This window comes from Pseudomonas sp. BN414 (genome assembly GCF_029871275.1).
GTDB lineage: Bacteria > Pseudomonadota > Gammaproteobacteria > Pseudomonadales > Pseudomonadaceae > Metapseudomonas > Metapseudomonas resinovorans_C.
In genome coordinates this window covers 1-18,224 of record NZ_SSOL01000042.1, presented here as the reverse complement: position 1 = coordinate 18,224, position 18,224 = coordinate 1, and the positions used below count along the sequence as shown (strand labels likewise).

Below are 18,224 nucleotides of genomic sequence, written 5' to 3'. Positions count from 1 at the left end.
GATTTGGTTATATGCAATAAAATAATTAAAAATTATTTATTGCTGCAATCAGGGAATAAGCAGGTATCACGGGGTACCCGCAGGATGATAGGCGAACAACGCGGGGGAGCCACCGGTGTGCAGGAACAGCACCGGCCCGTCACCTTCGAAAGCACCCTTAGCGATGCCATCGAGCAGACCGGCGAAGGCCTTGCCGGTGTACACCGGGTCCAGCAGCAGGCCTTCAAGGCTGGCGGCCTGGCGCACGGCGTCCAGAGTTCCGGCGTTCGGCTCGCCATAGCGCGGGAAGAAATACTCGTCCCACAGCTCCACCTTGAGACCAGCCGGTACCGGCACGCCGAGCAGGTCGGCGGTGCGCTGCAGCAGGCCTTCCACTTTCGGGCGCTGGGTGGCGTCGGGGCGCGAGACGGTGACACCGACCACGCGTGTGCCGGGCAGGGCGTACTCCAGCGCCAGAGCGAGGCCGGCATGGGTACCGGCGCTGCCGGAAGCCAGGACCACGGCGGAGAAGTGCTCACCGCTGGCCTTGATCTGCTCGGCCAGTTCCAGGCCGGCCCGCACATAGCCCAGTGCACCCAGCGCGTTGGAACCGCCGATGGGGACCAGATAAGGACGCTTGCCGGCGGCGCGCAGGCGTTCGGCTGCAGCGGCCAGCAATTCGTCAGCGTTGTCCAGATTGGCGACCAGCTCGCACTCGGTGCCGAACAGGTCCAGCAGCAAGCGGTTGCCGTTCTCCAGGTAATTGCGGTCGGCGGTGCCGATGGGGTTTTCCAGCAAGGCGACGCAGCCAAGGCCCAGGCGCGCGGCGAGGGCGGCCGTCTGGCGTACGTGGTTGGACTGGATGGCGCCGGCAGTCACCAGGGTATCGGCCCCCTGGGCCAGGGCTTCGGCGGCGAGGAACTCCAGCTTGCGCACCTTGTTGCCGCCCAGGGCGAAGGGCGTGAGGTCGTCGCGCTTCACATAGACGTCGCGGCCGAGCTTCTGCGACAGGTGCGCGAGCTTCTCCAGCGGCGTGGGTGAGGGAACCAGTTCCAGGCGGGAAAAGCGGGCGAGGGCGGCGTTGAGCATGACAGCGGCTCACTGAGCAGTTGCGAAGCCTGCCACTCTAGTGAGCCGGCGCTTTGCAGGCAATTCTCAGAGGCGACATGAAAGTACTGGCCAGTCAGGGCGAAGACGGCATCGGGCGCCCGTTCTCACATTCAAAAATGGAATATGAGAATAAGAAAACGATATTTGTTAGTTATAAAAAATCTTCGTAGTGTCGCCCTCAACCCGGCACACCCAGACCGGGCATCCCAACACTTGCTCGCGGCTGAAGATCCAGCCGGAGCCGCAGAATCGAAAAGGATCATCATGAAGAAGACCCTGCTGTTGACCGCTCTGGCTGCTGCCCTGTCCGTCACCTTCGCCCAGGCTGGCGAGAAGCTCGTCGTCGCTGCCACCCCGGTACCGCACGCTGAAATCCTGGAGCTGATCAAACCTCAGCTGGCGAAGGAAGGCGTGGACCTGGAAGTGAAGGTCTTCACCGACTACGTACAGCCCAACGTGCAAGTGGACCAGAAGCGCCTGGACGCCAACTACTTCCAGACCAAGCCCTACCTGGACAACTTCAACAGCGGCAAAGGCACCCACCTGGTGATCGTCAAGGGCGTGCACGTCGAGCCCTTCGGCGGCTACTCCAGCAAATACAAATCCCTGAAAGAGCTACCGGACGGCGCCACCATCGCCCTCCCCAACGAAGGCAGCAACAGCGGCCGCGCCCTGATCCTGCTGCAGAAAGCCGGCGTGATTAAGCTGAAGGATCCGAAGAACGCCCTGGCGACCCCGAAGGACATCGCCGAGAACCCGCACAACTTCAAGTTCAAGGAACTGGAATCGGCCCTGCTGCCGCGCGTGCTGGACCAGGTCGACCTGGCCCTGATCAACACCAACTACGCGCTGGAAGCCAAGCTGAACCCGACCAAGGACGCGCTGGTGCTGGAAGACCGCACCTCGCCCTACGTGAACTACCTGGTGGCCCGTCCGGACAACAAGGACAGTGACGCCATCAAGAAACTCTCCGCCGCGCTGACCAGCCCGGAAGTGAAAGCCTTCATCGAACAGAAGTACTCCGGCGCGGTCGTGCCGGCGTTCTGATCACCTGCTAGCCACGGTGGCGGGAGCATGACCCGCCCCTCCTCACGCCGACGAGTCTCGACTATCGTCGGCGTTCTTTTTTCTGCTGCACTTGCAGGGACGATTCCTTGTGGGGGCGAATTCATTCGCTAAGGACCGCGCAGCGGTCCCCGACCAGGCAGGGCAGTCCTGCGGACTGCATCGCGAATGAATTCGCCCCCACAGAGACAAATGCCCGCCTGCCTTTCCGGAGCCCCCCATGTCCACCCCCAAAACCGGCCTTTCAACCCGTTCCGTCCACACTGGCAACGACGTCGATCGCAGGATGGTCACCCGGCCCAAGAGCCTGCCCATCTACGAATCCTCGGTGTTCGTCTACGACTCGCTGGAGCAGGTGGACGACTTCCTCGCCGGCAACCCCGACAACTACATGTACACCCGCATCGCCAACCCCAATCAGGCGGCGTTGGAGGAGTTGGTGTGCGCACTGGAAGGTGGCGAAGCGGCGTTGTTCTCCGCCTCTGGCATGGCCTCGGTGAGCGCGGCGCTGCTGGGCCGACTGAACGCCGGTGACCACCTGATCGCCAGCCGCGAGCTGTACGGCACCACCCAGAGCCTGATCGAGAAGGAGCTGGCGCGCTTCGGCATCACCGCCACCCTGGTGGAGATCAACGATCTGGCGGCGGTGGAAGCAGCCATCACCCCGGCGACGAAACTCATCTACACCGAAACCGCCTCCAACCCGCTGGTTCGGGTCAGCGATGTGCCGGCACTGGCGACGCTCGCCAAGGCCCGTGGCCTGAAGCTGCTGGTGGACAACACCTTTCTCTCGCCTGCGCTCTACAACCCGCTGGCCGAGGGGGCCGACCTGGTGCTGCACAGCACCACCAAGTACCTCAACGGCCATAGCGACGCCACCGGCGGCATCCTGGTCGGCGATGCCGAGTGGATCGCCCAGGCGCGGCGCTTCCAGATCAACGCCGGCGGCAGCGCCAGCCCCTTCGAGGCCTGGCTGACCTTCCGTGGCGCCAAGACCCTCGCCCTGCGCATGAAGGCCCACTCGGCCAACGCCCAGGCCCTGGCCGAAGCCCTCGAAGCCCATCCGAAAGTGGCCCAGGTGTTCTATCCGGGCCTGCCTTCTCACCCGGATCACTCGCTGGCCCAGCGGCTGTTCCCCAGAGGTGTCTCGGGGATGCTCAGCTTCACCCTGCACGGCGGTCTGGCCGAAGTGGACGCACTGATCCGTGCCCTGAAGAACACCGCTTTCGCACCGTCCCTCGCGGGCGTCGCCAGCAGCATCACCCACCCCGGCAAAACCTCTCACCGCGCCCTGTCGCCGGAAGCCCTGGCCGAGCTGGATATCCATGACGGCACCATCCGCGTGTCGGTGGGCATTGAGGATGCGGCCGATATCGTTCAGGACTTCGTGCAGGCGCTGGATAGCCTCTGATACCCCTCCTTGTGGGGGCGAATTCATTCGCTAAGGACCGCACAGCGGTCCCCTTCGGAGCGGCAGGTCTGCGACCTGCATCGCGAATGAATTCGCCCCCGCAAAACAGAAAAAGCCCCGTACTTCGACCTTCTATCCTTATTCAATAAAAGTATTTCACGGCGCGTTCTTATGCTCGCTATTCTCTCGCCACAACTTGTTATAACAAGTCAGGATTACGAGCGAACAACGACATGGCCGAACTGCTTCCACTCTCTCCGGTACCGCTCTACAGCCAGCTCAAGGAGCTGCTGCGCGGGCGCATCCTCGACGGCACCTACCCGCCCCACAGCCGCATGCCCTCGGAAAGCGAGCTGGGCAAGGCCTTCGGCGTCAGCCGCATCACCGTGCGCCAGGCGCTGGGTGACCTGCAGAAGGAAGGCCTGATCTTCAAGATCCACGGCAAGGGCACCTTCGTCGCCAAGCCCAAGGCGTTCCAGAACGTCAGCACCCTCCAGGGCCTGGCCGAGTCCATGACCCAGATGGGCTACGAGGTGCTGAACCGCCTGCGTAGCCTCAAGCACGTGCCGGCCAGCGCCCTGGTGGCCGCGCGACTGCAGGTGGAGGAAGGCAGCCCGGTGACCGAAATCCGCCGCGTGCGCCTGATCAACCGTGAGCCGGTCTCCCTGGAAATCACCTGGTTGCCGAAGGCGGTGGGCGAGAAGCTGGAGAAGGCCGACCTCGCCACTCGCGACATCTTCCTCATCCTCGAAAACGACTGCGGCATTCCCCTCGGCCATGCCGACCTCGCCATCGATGCAGTGCTCGCCGACGGCGACCTGACCCAGGCGCTGGAAGTGGAAGAAGGCTCGCCGATCATGCGCATCGAGCGCCTGACCCACGCTGCCGACGGCACGCCGCTGGACTTCGAACACCTTTACTACCGCGGCGATGCCTTCCAGTACCGCCTGCGCATCGACCGTCAGAAGGGGCCCCAGGCATGAGCACCCGAGAACAGGAATACGACATCGTCGTCATCGGCGGTGGCACCGCCGGCCCGATGGCCGCCATCAAGGCCAAGGAAAAGAACCGCGAGCTGCGCGTGCTCTTGCTGGACAAGGCCAACGTCAAGCGCAGCGGCGCCATCAGCATGGGCATGGACGGCCTGAACAACGCCATCATCCCCGGCCACGCGACGCCCGAGCAGTACACCAAGGAAATCACCATCGCCAACGACGGCATCGTCAACCAGGCGACCGTGCATGCCTACGCCACCCACAGTTTCGAAACCATCGAGCAGCTCGACCGCTGGGGCGTGAAGTTCGAGAAGGACGAGACCGGCGACTACGCGGTGAAGAAGGTCCACCACATGGGCGCCTACGTGCTGCCGATGCCCGAGGGCCACGACATCAAGAAAGTGCTCTATCGCCAGCTCAAGCGAGCACGGGTGGAGATCAGCAACCGCATCGTCTGCACCCGACTGCTGCTGGATGGCGAGGGCGCGGCGAGCGGGGTGATGGGCTTCGACTGCCGCAGCGGCGAGTTCCGGGTGATCCGCGCCAAGGCGGTGATCCTTGCCTGCGGCGCCGCGGGCCGCCTCGGCCTGCCGTCTTCCGGTTACCTGATGGGCACCTACGAGAACCCGACCAATGCCGGTGATGGTTACGCCATGGCCTATCACGCAGGGGCGGAGCTTTCGAACCTGGAGTGCTTCCAGATCAATCCGCTGATCAAGGACTACAACGGCCCGGCCTGCGCCTATGTCACCGGCCCCCTGGGCGGCTACACCGCCAACAGCAAGGGCGAGCGCTTCATCGAGTGCGATTACTGGAGCGGCCAGATGATGTGGGAGTTCCACCAGGAACTCGAAGGCGGCAACGGCCCGGTGTTCCTCAAGCTCGATCACCTGGCCGAGGAAACCATCCAGACGATCGAAGAAATCCTCCACAGCAATGAGCGCCCGAGCCGTGGCCAGTTCCACGCCAACCGGGGCACCGACTACCGCTCGCAGATGGTCGAGATGCACATCTCCGAGATCGGTTTCTGCTCCGGCCATTCGGCCTCGGGCGTGTGGGTCAACGAGAAGGCTGAAACCACGGTGAAAGGGTTGTACGCCGCGGGCGACATGGCTGCCGTACCGCACAACTACATGCTCGGCGCCTTCACCTACGGCTGGTTCGCCGGGGTCAATGCGGCGGACTACGTGGCCGGTCGCGATTTCGCCGAAGTCGATGCCGAACAGGTGGCGCTTGAGCGGTCGCGGGTCTTCGCGCCGCTGGAGCGTGAGCACGGCCTGCCGCCGGCCCAGGTGGAATACAAGCTGCGGCGCATGGTGAATGACTACCTGCAGCCGCCCAAGGTGACCAAGAAGATGGAGATCGGCCTTACGCGCTTCGCCGAGATCGAGCGGGACCTGGCGCAGATGAAGGCCAGCAATCCCCACGAACTGATGCGCGCGATGGAAGTGGCGGTGATCCGCGACTGCGCCGAAATGGCCGCCCGCGCCTCGCTATTCCGCGCCGAAAGCCGCTGGGGCCTGTACCACCACCGCGTGGACTTCCCCGAGCGCAACGATGCCGAGTGGTTCTGCCACTGCCACCTGAAGAAGGGCGAGGACGGCCGCATGACCAGCTTCAAGAAAGCGGTGGAGCCGTACCTCATCCCGCTGGATGCGGAAGAGCAGCAGGCCTATGACCGCTTGCGAGTGAAGGCCGATGCCGCCGCTTAGCCCCGAGTGATTTTGTACCGAGAGCTGCCGCAACAACGCATAACGAGAGCCCCAGGCTCCAAGGAAATCGTGAAATGGCCCATCAACCCCAGGAAATCTTCTTCCGCAGCAGCGCGCCGGTGACCATCGACGAAGACAAGTGCATCGCCGAAAAGGGCTGCACGGTCTGCGTCGAGGTCTGCCCGATGGACCTCCTGGCCATCAACCCGGCCACCCAGAAGGCCTACATGGCCTTCGACGAATGCTGGTATTGCATGCCCTGCGAGAAGGACTGCCCGACCGGCGCGGTGAAGGTGGAGATTCCTTACCTGCTGCGCTGACCGCTTTTCTCCCCTCTCCCTTCAGGGAGAGGGGCCGGGGGAGAGGGTGCTCTACCTTGCCCTCTCCCCAACCCTCTCCCACAAGTGGGAGAGGGGGTAAATGCCGCCATCCGGCCCACCCCCGGACGCCTCACCTGAAAGCCCCTCGTTTCCCACCACCCGACCACGTGGCGGAGACGATTCCAACACTCATGATTCGAGGGGAAAAACCCATGCGTCTTCGTGCAACCGTCGCCGGCCTCGCGCTGGCCATTTCCAGCCTGTCCGCCTCCGCGGAAACCATCCGCATCGCCATCGGCACCCAGGACACCACCATCAACTGCGCCACCGGCGGCCTGCTCATTCGCGAGCTGGGCCTGCTGGAGAAGTACCTGCCCCATGACGGCCAGTACAAGGACGCCGACTACCAGGTGGAGTGGAAGAACTTCACCAGCGGTGCGCCGCTGACCAACGAAATGGTCGCCGGCAAACTGGACTTCGGCGCCATGGCCGACTTCCCCGGCTCCTTCAACGGCGTCGCCCACCTGGATGCCGGCAAGCAGAGCCTGTTCATCAGCGTGCTCTCGGGCAGCACCCGCGGCAGCGGCAACGGCATCGTGGTGCCGGCTTCGTCGTCGGTTCAATCGCTGGCCGAGCTCAAGGGCAAGACCATTTCCGTGCCCTTCGCCTCCACCGCCCACGGCATGCTGCTGCGCGCCGTCGCCGCCCAGGGCTGGGACCCGGAGAAGGATGTGCGCATCATCGCCCAGCCGCCGGAGATCGCCGGCTCGGCCCTGCGCAGCAACCGCATCGAAGCCCACGCCGACTTCGTGCCCTTTGCCGAGCTGTTCCCCAACCGTGGCTTCGCCCGCAAGATCTACGACGGCTCCCAGGCCGAGGCGCCCACCTTCCACGGGGCACTGGTGGACGCGGCCTACGCGAAGAAATACCCGGAGATCGTCACCGCCTACCTGCGCGCCAGCCTGGAGGCCGACCGCCTGTTCGCCGAATCGCCTGAGAAATACAGCGAGCTGATCGAGAAGGTCACCGGCATCGAAGCCGAGGTGAACTACCTGTTCCACGGTCCCCTTGGCCTGCAGACCCGCGACCTCACCTGGAAGCCCGAATACCGCAAGGCGGTCGCCACTTCCATCGACACCCTGAAGCTGCTGAAGAAGACCGACCGTGGCCTGGATACCGCCAAGTTCATCGACGACCAGTACATCCGCGCGGCGTTCAAGGCGGCGGGCCAGGACTACGACAAGGCGCTGAAGAACTACGAGCCGCTGCCGCTCAAGGCCAACGACGCAGCCACCGGCAAGCCGATCACCGACTTCAAGCGCCTGGCGCAGATCTGGGTGCGCGGTGAAGACAAGGTGCGCCATTACGCCTCGCCGGAAGCGGCACTGACCGCGCTGGCGCAGCTGGAGCAGGAGGGCAAGGACATCCGCGCCATCTACGCCCAGGCCACCGACAGCGGCATCAAGCTGCTGGCCAACCAGGCCTGGTTCGTGCGCAACGACAAGGGTGAGCTGAGTGCCTTCCTGCTCAAGTCCCAGGCCGAGCAGTACGCCCAGCAGAACGGTGGCACCGCGCTCGATTTCGTGAGTGCCAATCAGAAGCAGGCCGTCGCCAGCCGTTGATTGCCTTGCCCTCTCCCCCGGCCCCTCTCCCGCACGCGGGCGAGGGGTGACTCGCGCCGGTTTCACCGTGCACGGACAGCCCCATCTCCCCTCGGGGAGAGGGCTGGGGAGAGGGGGTAGCAGCAGGAGAAAACCGATGAACAACCTCTACCGCTGGCCCCTGCGCCTCGCATCACTGGCCGCCTGCCTGCTGTTCTGGCAGCTGGCTGCCAACGCGCGCCTGGACCTCGGGCTGTTCACCTTCACCTACGTGCCCACGCCGGCCGCCGTGCTCGACGCGGCCTGGCAGTTGGCGCACTCCAGCAAGCTGCTGCCGCACCTCGCCAGCAGCGTGTCGCGGGTGTTCGCCGGCTACCTCGCCGCCGCCCTGATGGGCGTGCTGCTGGGGCTGCTCATCGGCCGCTCGAAATGGGCCGAGGACAGCCTCTTGCCGCCGCTGGAAGTGCTGCGGCCGATTCCCGCGGTGGCCTGGATTCCCCTGGCCATCCTGATGTTCCCCTCGTCCGAGCTGTCGATGGTGTTCATCACCTTCACCGGCGCGTCGTTCCCGATCCTGCTCAACACCGTGCACGGCGTGGAAGCGGTGGACCCGCGCCTGATCGCCTCGGCGCGCAGCCTGGGTGCGGGTCGGCTGGCGATCCTCCGTGAAGTGATCCTGCCCGGCGCGGCACCGAGCATCGTCACTGGCCTCGCCATCGGCATGGGCACGTCGTGGTTCTGCCTGGTCACCGCCGAGATGATCTCCGGACAGTTCGGCATCGGCTACTACACCTGGGAGTCCTACGTGGTGCAGAACTACGCCGACATCGTCGTCGGCATGCTGTTGATCGGCGTGCTCGGCATGGGCAGCAGCGCCCTGGTGAAGCGCCTCGGCGCGCTCGCCACGCCTTGGTATCACGCGCGGAGGAACGCTTGATGAGCAGCTTCGAACGCGCAGTGGAACCCGGCCGCATCGAGGCCAGGGGCGTCTCCATCCGCCTGGGACAGGGCCGCGATGCCTTCGAGGCGGTGCAGTCCCTGGACTTCGCCATCGCGCCGGGTGAATTCGTCTGCATCCTCGGTCCATCCGGCTGTGGCAAGTCCACCTTGCTCGGTGCCCTGGCAGGCCACCTCACGCCCAGCGCCGGTAGCCTGGAGGTGGATGGCCAGCCGGTCGCGGGACCTTCGCCCGAGCGCGGCATGGTGTTCCAGCACCACACGCTCCTGCCCTGGCGCAGCGTGCTCGACAACGTCGCCTTCGGTTTGAAGATGCAGGGCATCGGCAAGCTCGAACGTCAGCGTCGCGCTGCCGAATTCCTTGGCCTGGTGGGGTTGGGCGATTTCGCCGGGCGCTGGCCCAGCCAGCTCTCCGGCGGCATGCAGCAGCGCGCCGAGATCGCCCGCGTGCTGATCAACCGTCCTCGGCTTCTGCTCATGGACGAACCCTTCGGCGCGCTGGATGCGCAGACCCGCTCGCGCATGCAGGAACTGCTGCTGGATATCTGGACGCGCATCCGCACCACCGTGGTGTTTGTCACCCACGACATCGACGAGGCACTGTTCCTCGCCGACCGCATTCTGGTGATGAGTCCGCGCCCAGGGCGCTTCATCGAAGACCTGCGCCTGGACTTCCCACGTCCGCGCCGCGCCAGCCTGCTCACCAGCCCCGGCTTCACCCACCTTAAGCGTCATTGCCTGGAACTGCTGCGCCATGAAGAAGGCCGCGAGCTGCCACGCCTGACACCGCTGGGACTGCCCACCGATCACCCGCCATTGCGAGTCGCCCTATGACCCACCGTGAAACCGACAACCCTGACATCCTCGACCTGCTACCACGCCTCGCCGCTGACGATGCCGGTGTGCGCCGCATCGCCCTGATCGAACTGGCCGACCTGGAAGACCCGGAAGGCCTGCCCTGGCTCACCGACGCGCTGGTGGTGGACCCTGCCGCCGAGGTGCGCGCCGAGGCCGCGCGCCTGCTGGAAGCCTGGGAAGAGCCGGAAGTCGTGCAGGCCCTGTGTGCCGCCCTGGCGGACGCCGCCGAGCCCGTGCGCCTGGCCGCGGCCCAGAGCCTGAGCGAACTGAAAAGTCTGGAAGCGGGGCAACTGATCCTGCCTTGGGTGACTCACGCCGACGCCTTCGTGCGCAGCAGCGCCCTGCGTGCCCTGCGCGAACTGCGCCTGGAAGATGCAGCAGGTCCCGCGCTGCTGGCGCTGAGTGACAGCGAGGCTTCGGTGCGCCGCGAGGCGGTGGGCATTCTGGGCTGGCTCAAGCACGGCGAGGCATTGCCTGCGCTGGCGCGGCTGGCCAGCGACGATGCGGACACCGAAGTACGCCGCGCCGCCACCGGCGCCCTTGGTCTGGCGCGCGATGCCGGCGTGTTGCCGGCCCTGTATGCGGCCCTGCGCGATGCCACCTGGCAGGTCCGCGAGGAAGCCGCCACCACCCTCGGCAAGGTCGGGCTGGCCGAAGCCGGCCCCGCATTGGTGAAGGCCCTGGAAGACGATTACTGGCAGGTCCGCCTGCGCGCCGCCCGTGCCTTGGGCCGCCTGCGTTATCGGCAAGCCCTGGCAGAGCTGGCAACCCTGCTCGGCCATGGCATCGCCAACTTGCGCAAGGAAGCGGCGCTGGCACTGGGTGAACTGGGCGACGCCGCCGGACTGCCTGCCTTGCGTGCCGCAGAAACCGATAGCGATCCGGAAGTGCGCAAGGCCGTGCGCATCGCCCTGGCGCAATTGCAGGGAGCCGCCTGATGGACGCCCCCAGCGCGCTGCGCAATTCCCGTAGCCAGGCCCGCCTGAGCCTGGAGTGGACCGATGGTGAGCAACAGCAGATCAGCCACACCCGCCTGCGCGGCGCCTGCCCGTGCTCGCAGTGCAAGGCGGCGCGGCTGCGCGGGGCGATCACGGTGGTGGACGAAGGGGTGATCCTGGAGCGCATCGCATTACAGGGTTATGGCGTGCAGCTGGTGTTCAGCGATGGGCACGAGCGTGGGATTTATCCCTGGGAATACCTGCGAGAACTGGGTGGCAAGCTCGCTCCTACAAATCCGAACCTGTGGGAGCGAATTCATTCGCGAAAGGGCCGCGCACCCGGCCCGTAGGTTGTGGCAGAGCTACGCGAAGCCCAACACGCGGAGTCATGGTCAACCTCGTTGGGCTTCGCTGCGCTCTGCCCAACCTACAAGAGCCCCGTCCGCGCGGGGTCGATCCTGGCACTTTCCTGTAGCGAATTCATTCGCGAATAAATTCGCTCCCACGTTGCACGCCCAGCACATGCCGGCAGAAGGCGATGCAAACCAGGGCGAAGACGATGAGTCCGAGCCACTCCGCGGTATCACTGAATCCGGGGCCGACCAGGGCCAGCGGGGCATCCTTGCCGGCGGTGCCGATCAGTCCGGCGAGCAGGATGCCCATCAGGCTCTCGCCGACGATCAACCCCGAGGCCAGCAGCACGCCACGGCGGCGGGGCACTTCGGCGTAGCGCTCCAGGTCCTGCCCGGCAGCCTGGGCGCGCCTGGCCAGGCGGCTGTCGATCAGCCAGCCGAGTGCGGCGCCGATCACCAGGGTCATGCCGATGGTCGGTGGCAGGTAGATGCCCAGCCCCACCGCCAGTACCGGGAGGCTGGCCGTGCTGGTGCGGCGCAGGGCCAGGTCGACGAGGATCAGGGCGATGCCCAGCACGACGCCGATGAGGATCATGTTCCAGTTCAGCGCGTCCTTGAAAATGCCGCTGGCGATGGCGGTGAGCAGGGTCGCCTGAGGCGCCGCCAGGGACTGCTGCGGGTCCATGCCCTCGCGGGGCAGCGCGCCGGGGAAGCCGTAGGCGTTGTAGAGCAGGTCGAGCACCGGCGGGATCACCAATGCACCCACCAGGCAGCCGACGATCAGCGCCACCTGTTGGCGCCAGGGTGTGGCGCCAACCAGATAGCCGGTCTTGAGGTCCTGCAGGTTGTCGTTGGAGATGGCCGCAATGGCCAGCACCACCGAGGTGGTGAACAGCGCGAGGGCGATGGCGACCTTGCCTTCGGCCAGTTGCAGCAGGCCGGACTCCAGGCTGCCCATGCCGAGGATCAGCAGCGACACCAGGATCACCGCGATGATGCCAATGCCGGAGATCGGGCTGCTGGACGAACCCACCAGGCCGGCCATGTAGCCGCAGGCGGCGGCGATCAGGAAGCCGAAGAAGAAGGCGAAGAACACGCAGCCGGCCACGAAGCCCCAGAACCCGAAGCCGGACAATTCCGGCGCGGCCTCGTGGAGGAAGCTGGCGAAGACGCCGAGCAGCGCCAGCAACAGCAGTCCGGCCAGCAGCAGGATCGCCTTGGGTGGCATGTCGCGCTCGGTGCGGGCGGTGCTCGTCTCGCCCTTGCCGCGAACGACGCGAAGCGACGTCCACACGCCTTGCGCCATGGGCTTGAACAGCGTGGCCAGGGTCCAGAGCGCGGCGATGCCGATGGTGCCGGCGCCGAGGAAACGTACCTGCGAACTCCACAGCTGGGTCGCCAGTTCACTCAAGCCCTGGCCTTCGGCCGGCGTGGCATTGAAGGTCAGCAGTGGCACCGCCACGCCCCAGCAGATCAACACGCCGATGAGGATGGCGATGCCGGCGGTGATGCCCATCAGGTAGCCCGCGCCGACCAGGGCGAAGGAGAACCCGGTGGAGAAACGGAAGGCCGCCTGCCCGGCGCCCAGCCACAGGCTGATGCTCTCGCCGAGTACCTTGAAGCCGCTGCTGCACAGGCTGAAGGCCGCAGCCACCAGGCCGCCGCCAAGGATGTCGCGCAGGCCGGGTTCGCCGCGACTCTGGGCTGCGGTCGTGTCGTCGCCTTCGTCGCTGCTACCGACCCGGAGGATCTCCGCCGCGGCCACGCCTTCGGGGTAGGGCAGCTCACTCTGCACCACCATCACGCGGCGCAGGGGGATGGTGTAGAGCACGCCGAGGATGCCGCCGATGGCGCAGATCATCGCGGTCTGCCAGAAGGGAAAACCTGCCCAGTAACCGATCATCAACAGGCCGGGAAGGATGAAGATGATCGAGGACAGGGTGCCGGCCGCCGACGCCTGGGTCTGCACCATGTTGTTCTCGAGGATGTTCGAGCCCTTGAAGTAGCGCAGCACCGCCATGGAAATCACTGCGGCGGGAATCGACGAGGCGAAGGTCAGGCCGACCTTGAGGCCGAGGTAGACGTTGGAGGCGGTGAACACCAGGGTGATCAGCGCGCCCAGGACCAACCCGCGCAGGGTGAGTTCGGGGAGGTCGAGGTGGTCAGGGACGCGGCCCGTCATGTTGCTCTCCACGGGACATGCCGGCGGGGGACGCCGGCACGGGAAAGCCTAGACCACGGGGCGCAGCCCGATCAGAACGGCTTGTCGCCCAGGATGGTCGCGCGGTGCATCACGCGGCGCTGCGGCCGGTAGTCGTCAACGGCGAAATGCTGGGTGATGCGGTTGTCCCAGAAGGCCACGTCGCCCACCTGCCAGCGCCAGCGAATGGTGAACTCCGGGCGAGTGGAATGAGCGAAGAGCAGGCGCAGCAGCGCATCGCTTTCTGCTGCCGAGAGTTCGTTGATGCGGGTAGTGAAGCCCTCGTTGACGAACAGTCCCTTGCGTCCGGTGACCGGGTGGGTGCGCACCACCGGATGGCTGCGTGGCGGGTGCTTGCGCTTGGCGTCTTCCAGGCGCTCGTGTTCTTCGGCTGTGAGGCTGAATCGCTCCTCGGGGAATGAGCGGGACAGGTCGTGGGTCGCGGTGAGGCCTTCGAGCAATTGCTGGATGGGTTTGGACAGCGCGTCGTAGGCCGCACTGCTGCTGGCCCAGAGCGTGTCGCCGCCATAGGGCGGGAGCTGTTTGGCGGCGAGCACCGCACCGAGTGCCGGGGTTTCCAGGAAGGTCACGTCGGTGTGCCAGAGCGCGTTGTCGCGCACATCGGTGACGGCGGTATCCAGGACCAGCACTTCCGGCTGATCGGGAATGTTCGGGTAGATCGGGTGGATGTGCAGGTCGCCGAAGTTGCGCGCGAAGGCGGCCTGCTGCTGCGGGTTCAGCGGCTGGTCGCGGAAGAACAGCACCTGATGGGTGAGCAGGGCTTGCTCCACCGCTTCACGCAGCGAGGCATCGAGCGGCTTGTTGAGGTCAAGGCCTTCGACCACGGCGCCGAGGGCGGGGGAGAGCGGGGTGATGTGGAGGGGCATGGCGGGTATCTCGATGTCTGGATGTGTTGGGCTTCGCTGCGCTCTGACCAACCTACGACGCCACCGTAGGTTGTGGCTGAGCTACGCGAAGCCCAACAAGAATGAGGGTCAGTGGCTCTGCCCATGCCAGGGCACGAGCTTACGTTGTAGGGCGCGCAGGCCGAGTTCGAGGGCGAAGGCGATCAGGGCGATGACGAGGATGCCGAGGATCACCACGTCGGTGACCAGGAACTGCGCCGCCGACTGCACCATGAAGCCCAGGCCGCGGGTGGCGGCCACCAGTTCGGCGGCCACTAGGGTGGACCAGCCGACACCAAGGCCGATGCGTACGCCGGTGAGGATGTCCGGCAGGGCGCTGGGCAGGATCACATGGCGGATAAGCTGGGCCTGGGTGGCACCAAGGGACTGCGCCGCGCGCAAGCGCGCCGGGTCGACATTGCGCACGCCGGTGGCGGTAGCGATGGCGATGGGGGCGAAGATCGCGAGGAAGATCAGCAGCACCTTGGACAGCTCGCCGATGCCGCACCAGATGACGATCAGGGGCAGGTACGCCAGCGGCGGAATAGGCCGGTAGAACTCGATCAGCGGGTCGAAGATGCCGCGCGCGATGCGGTTGCGGCCGATGGCGATACCCAGCGGCACGGCAATCAGCACCGCTGCCAGCAGGGCCAGGCCAATGCGCCCGAGGCTCGCGGCCAGGTGCTGCCAGAGGCTGGCGTCCATGTAGCCCTGGGTCAGCAGCACCCAACCCTTGCGGGCAATGGCCTGCGGGCTGGGCAGGAACAGCGGTTCGATCAGGCCGGCGGTGGTCATGGCCCACCAGGCCAGCAGCAGGCTGCCGAGGGTCAGCAGGCTGATGGACAGGGTGCTCAGGGGGCGGCGCTGGCGCGGTTTCACGGTCGTTGCGGACTTGCTGGCCAGGGTCAGGTCGAGGCTGCTCATGCGCTTCTCCTATGACGTTCGGCGAAGACCTGGGCGAGGACGTGCTCGCGCGTTTCGATGAACTGCGTGTCGGACTTGATCGCCCGTGCGCTTTCTCCGGCGGCGTAGCGTTGGCCGAAGTCCAGGCGCAGGCGCTCGGCGATGCGGCCCGGATTGGGCGACAGCAGAATGAGTTCGGTGGCGAGGAAGACGGCTTCCTCGATGTCGTGGGTTATCAGGAACACCGGTTTCGCCGCGCGTCGCCAGACCTGCAGCAGCAGCTCCTGCATCTGTTCGCGGGTGAAGGCGTCGAGGGCGCCGAAGGGCTCGTCCATCAGCAGTACGCGCGGGTCGGCGGCCAGGGCGCGGGCGATGCCGACGCGCTGTTTCTGTCCGCCGGAAAGCTCCCAGATGCGGAGCTTGTCGAAGCCGGCCAGGTCCACCAGGGCGAGCATCTCGCGGGCACGCGCCTCACGTTCGGTGCGGGGCACGCCGGCCAGTTCGAGGCCGAAGGCGACATTGCCGAGCACGTCCTGCCAGGGCAACAGGGCATCGTCCTGGAACACCACGCCGCGTTCGGCGCTGGGGCCGCTGACGGGGACGCCGTCGAGGCTGATGCGGCCGGCGCTGGGGCTGACGAAACCGGCGATGAGGTTGAGCAGGGTAGTCTTGCCGCTGCCGGAAGGGCCGAGGGCTACCAGCAGCTCACCGGGGCCGAGGTCGAAGGATATGTCGGTCAGTACCGGCTCGGCCGCGCCTGGGTACTGTGCGCTGATGCGCTCCAGTTGGAGTAAGGCCATTTTCTGCGGATCTCGAAAGGGCCTGCCCGGAGCGGCCGGGCAGGCGGGGGGTGGATCAATTGGTGACGTATTTGGCGCTGACGTAGGGCGCGTAATCCGGCAGTACCGCGTCGACCTTGCCCTGCTCCTTGAGGAAGGCGGCGGTCTCGCTGATGGCCTGGGTGGTCGGCGCGCCCAGGGCGGTTGCCTGGTCGGCGGCCAGCGGGAAGACGTTTCCCTGCAGCAGCAGCGGGATGTCTTCGGCCTTGGCGCCGGAGAGCTTCACCAGCTTGTCGATATTGCCCTTGTCGGCCAGCCAGGCTTTCGGGTCCTTGCGGTAGTCGGCGTAGGCGTCGAGGGTCACCTTGGCGAAGGCGCGGACGACTTCAGGGTGCTTCTCGGCGAAATCCTTGCGCACGATCCAGGCGTCGAAGGTGGGCGCGCCCAGCTTGCCCAGTTCGGCGGAGCTGATCAGTACCTTGCCGTTGGATTTGGCGACGCCCAGTGCCGGGTCCCAGACATAGGTGGCGTCGATGTCACCGCGCTGCCAGGCGGCGACGATGGCCGGCGGCGCGAGGTTGAGGATGGTCACCTTGGTGGGGTCGATCTGCCAGTGCTTGAGGGCGGCCAGCAGGCTGTAGTGGCCGGTGGAAACGAAGGGCACGGCGATCTTCTTGCCGATCAGGTCTTCGGGCTTGGTGATGCCGGCGCCGTTGCGCGCCACCAGGGCTTCGGCGTCACCGATCTGGGTGGCGATCAGGAAGGTCTGGATCGGCAACTGGCGAGTGGCGGCGGCGGCCAGGGGGCTGGAGCCGACATAGCCGATCTGCACATCACCGGAGGCGACGGCGGTGATGACTTCAGCGCCGCTGTCGAACTTGCGCCAGTCGATCTCGGATTTGCTGGCCTTTTCATAGGCGCCATCGGCCTGGGCCACCTTGGCCGGGTCGACGGTGGTCTGGTAGGCGACGGTGAAGTCCGCGGCCTGGGCGCTCAGTGCCAGGCCGCCAAGGGTCAGGGCCGCCAGCAGGCGACGGGGGAACAGGGACGGAATCATGGGGTGCTCCTCAACGGGCTGGGGGCCGGTCTTGGAGGCCGGTCCACGGGACAGGGTGTTGCGCTTTGGGGGGATGTCCGGTGGTCCGGTGAAGACAATTTAATTGATCTAAAAAATGCGAAATAAATAATTTTTTAGCATTAGCTTAGGTCAGACGGAGTGCTGCCTCCGTAGAATTGCTTATTGCTAAAAGTTATCTACATCTAAAAAATAATTCTTTTTAGAAATTAGCCTTCACCTTCTAGAGTGGCGGCCTGCCGAAAGCGGACCGCCGCATCGCACTTGCACCGGAGCCTGTGAAAAAGACAGTGGCTTCGAAGGTCACGCAGCGGCGCGTCGCGTCAGCTCCTGCTCCGGGCACCCCAACACCCTTACAAGATCGCAATGGAGCATCGAGCATGAACAAGTCGTCCCTCGCCCTGGCCGTCGCCCTCGGCGTGCTGGCCCAGCAGGCCGCCGCTGGCGGTTTCATCGAAGACAGCAAGGCCAGCCTGACCCTGCGCAACTTCTACATCAACTCGGACAACCGCCAGTTCGCCGACGCGCCGTCCAAGCAGGAAGAGTGGGGCCAGGGCTTCCTCTTCAACTACGCCTCCGGCTACACCGAAGGCACCGTCGGCGTGGGCGTGGATGCCCTCGGCCTGTTGGGCGTGAAGCTGGATTCCGGCAAGGGCCGCCACTACAACCCGACCAGCGCCAGCTACGGCGGCACTGTGTTCCCGACCGACAACGACGGCCGCGCCAAGGACGATTTCGGCAGCCTCGGCGTGACCGGCAAGGTGCGCATTTCCAAGACGGAAGCGCGCATCGGCACCCTGCTGCCGAAGCTGCCGGTGGTGACCTACAACGACGGTCGCCTGCTGCCGCAGACCTTCGAGGGCGGGCAGGTTACCTCCAACGAAATCGCCGGCCTGACCCTGGTCGGTGGCCAGTTGGAGCACGCCAAGGGGCGTAACTCCAGCGACGCCCGCGGCCTGTCCATCGCCGGCGCGAACAACGCCCGCACGGGCCAGTTCGTCAACAAGTTCTACTTCGCCGGTGGCGACTACAAGGTCAGCGACAACCTGCTCGCGCAGTACTA

At 65.7% G+C, this 18,224-nt stretch carries 17 protein-coding genes; 11 read left to right on the top strand and 6 right to left on the bottom strand.

The window, feature by feature from the left end:
- Positions 1–66: 66 nt before the first annotated feature.
- Positions 67–1,068 (bottom strand): D-cysteine desulfhydrase, encoded by a 1,002-nt coding sequence (locus E8E95_RS07735; RefSeq protein WP_280349308.1) that lies wholly within the window; start codon positions 1,066–1,068, stop codon positions 67–69.
- A gap of 285 nt (positions 1,069–1,353) precedes the next feature.
- Between E8E95_RS07735 and E8E95_RS07730 the strand changes: the two genes are divergently transcribed.
- From E8E95_RS07730 to E8E95_RS07685, 10 genes are all read left to right on the top strand, one after another.
- On the top strand, positions 1,354–2,136 hold the full coding sequence (locus tag E8E95_RS07730) for a MetQ/NlpA family ABC transporter substrate-binding protein (RefSeq protein ID WP_179059630.1): 783 nt from the start codon (positions 1,354–1,356) through the stop codon (positions 2,134–2,136).
- A gap of 238 nt (positions 2,137–2,374) precedes the next feature.
- Positions 2,375–3,565, top strand: coding sequence for a PLP-dependent aspartate aminotransferase family protein (locus tag E8E95_RS07725; RefSeq protein WP_280349307.1), 1,191 nt, complete (start codon positions 2,375–2,377; stop codon positions 3,563–3,565).
- Between the two features lie 233 nt (positions 3,566–3,798).
- On the top strand, positions 3,799–4,548 hold the full coding sequence (locus E8E95_RS07720) for a GntR family transcriptional regulator (RefSeq protein ID WP_280349306.1): 750 nt from the start codon (positions 3,799–3,801) through the stop codon (positions 4,546–4,548).
- Positions 4,545–6,272 (top strand): fumarate reductase/succinate dehydrogenase flavoprotein subunit, encoded by a 1,728-nt coding sequence (locus tag E8E95_RS07715; protein WP_280349305.1) that lies wholly within the window; start codon positions 4,545–4,547, stop codon positions 6,270–6,272. The genes E8E95_RS07720 and E8E95_RS07715 overlap by 4 nt, the downstream gene beginning before the upstream one ends.
- A gap of 74 nt (positions 6,273–6,346) precedes the next feature.
- Positions 6,347–6,592 (top strand): ferredoxin family protein, encoded by a 246-nt coding sequence (locus tag E8E95_RS07710; RefSeq protein ID WP_028629110.1) that lies wholly within the window; start codon positions 6,347–6,349, stop codon positions 6,590–6,592.
- 212 nt (positions 6,593–6,804) lie between these two features.
- Positions 6,805–8,214 carry an ABC transporter substrate-binding protein gene (locus E8E95_RS07705; protein ID WP_280349304.1) on the top strand — a complete coding sequence of 470 codons (1,410 nt, stop codon included), beginning with the start codon at positions 6,805–6,807 and terminating at the stop codon, positions 8,212–8,214.
- A gap of 136 nt (positions 8,215–8,350) precedes the next feature.
- Positions 8,351–9,130, top strand: a complete 780-nt coding sequence (locus E8E95_RS07700; RefSeq protein WP_280349303.1) for an ABC transporter permease — start codon at positions 8,351–8,353, stop codon at positions 9,128–9,130.
- Complete coding sequence (locus tag E8E95_RS07695; protein ID WP_280349302.1) at positions 9,130–9,984, top strand: ABC transporter ATP-binding protein; 855 nt, start codon at positions 9,130–9,132, stop codon at positions 9,982–9,984. Before E8E95_RS07700 ends, E8E95_RS07695 begins: the two co-directional genes overlap by 1 nt.
- Positions 9,981–10,946, top strand: coding sequence for a HEAT repeat domain-containing protein (locus E8E95_RS07690; protein WP_280349301.1), 966 nt, complete (start codon positions 9,981–9,983; stop codon positions 10,944–10,946). Before E8E95_RS07695 ends, E8E95_RS07690 begins: the two co-directional genes overlap by 4 nt.
- Positions 10,946–11,296, top strand: a complete 351-nt coding sequence (locus tag E8E95_RS07685; RefSeq protein ID WP_280349300.1) for a gamma-butyrobetaine hydroxylase-like domain-containing protein — start codon at positions 10,946–10,948, stop codon at positions 11,294–11,296. The genes E8E95_RS07690 and E8E95_RS07685 overlap by 1 nt, the downstream gene beginning before the upstream one ends.
- A 130-nt stretch (positions 11,297–11,426) precedes the next feature.
- Here E8E95_RS07685 and E8E95_RS07680 read toward each other — a convergent pair whose 3' ends face one another.
- The 5 genes from E8E95_RS07680 to tauA form a co-directional block, all read right to left on the bottom strand.
- Positions 11,427–13,481, bottom strand: coding sequence for an oligopeptide transporter, OPT family (locus tag E8E95_RS07680; protein ID WP_280349299.1), 2,055 nt, complete (start codon positions 13,479–13,481; stop codon positions 11,427–11,429).
- A 71-nt stretch (positions 13,482–13,552) separates the two neighbouring features.
- Positions 13,553–14,386, bottom strand: coding sequence for a taurine dioxygenase (gene tauD, locus E8E95_RS07675; protein ID WP_280349298.1), 834 nt, complete (start codon positions 14,384–14,386; stop codon positions 13,553–13,555).
- A gap of 108 nt (positions 14,387–14,494) precedes the next feature.
- The gene (gene tauC, locus E8E95_RS07670) at positions 14,495–15,328 is read right to left on the bottom strand and encodes a taurine ABC transporter permease TauC (protein ID WP_280349297.1); all 834 of its coding nucleotides are present in this window, start codon (positions 15,326–15,328) and stop codon (positions 14,495–14,497) included.
- Positions 15,325–16,107 carry a taurine ABC transporter ATP-binding subunit gene (gene tauB, locus E8E95_RS07665; RefSeq protein WP_280349296.1) on the bottom strand — a complete coding sequence of 261 codons (783 nt, stop codon included), beginning with the start codon at positions 16,105–16,107 and terminating at the stop codon, positions 15,325–15,327. Before tauB ends, tauC begins: the two co-directional genes overlap by 4 nt.
- A gap of 55 nt (positions 16,108–16,162) precedes the next feature.
- A complete protein-coding gene (gene tauA / locus E8E95_RS07660; RefSeq protein ID WP_280349295.1) occupies positions 16,163–17,143 on the bottom strand; it encodes a taurine ABC transporter substrate-binding protein in 981 nt (326 codons plus the stop codon).
- 398 nt (positions 17,144–17,541) lie between these two features.
- Here tauA and E8E95_RS07655 point away from each other — a divergent pair.
- A partial coding sequence (locus E8E95_RS07655) for an OprD family outer membrane porin (protein WP_280349294.1) occupies positions 17,542–18,224 on the top strand: 683 nt, incomplete at its 3' end.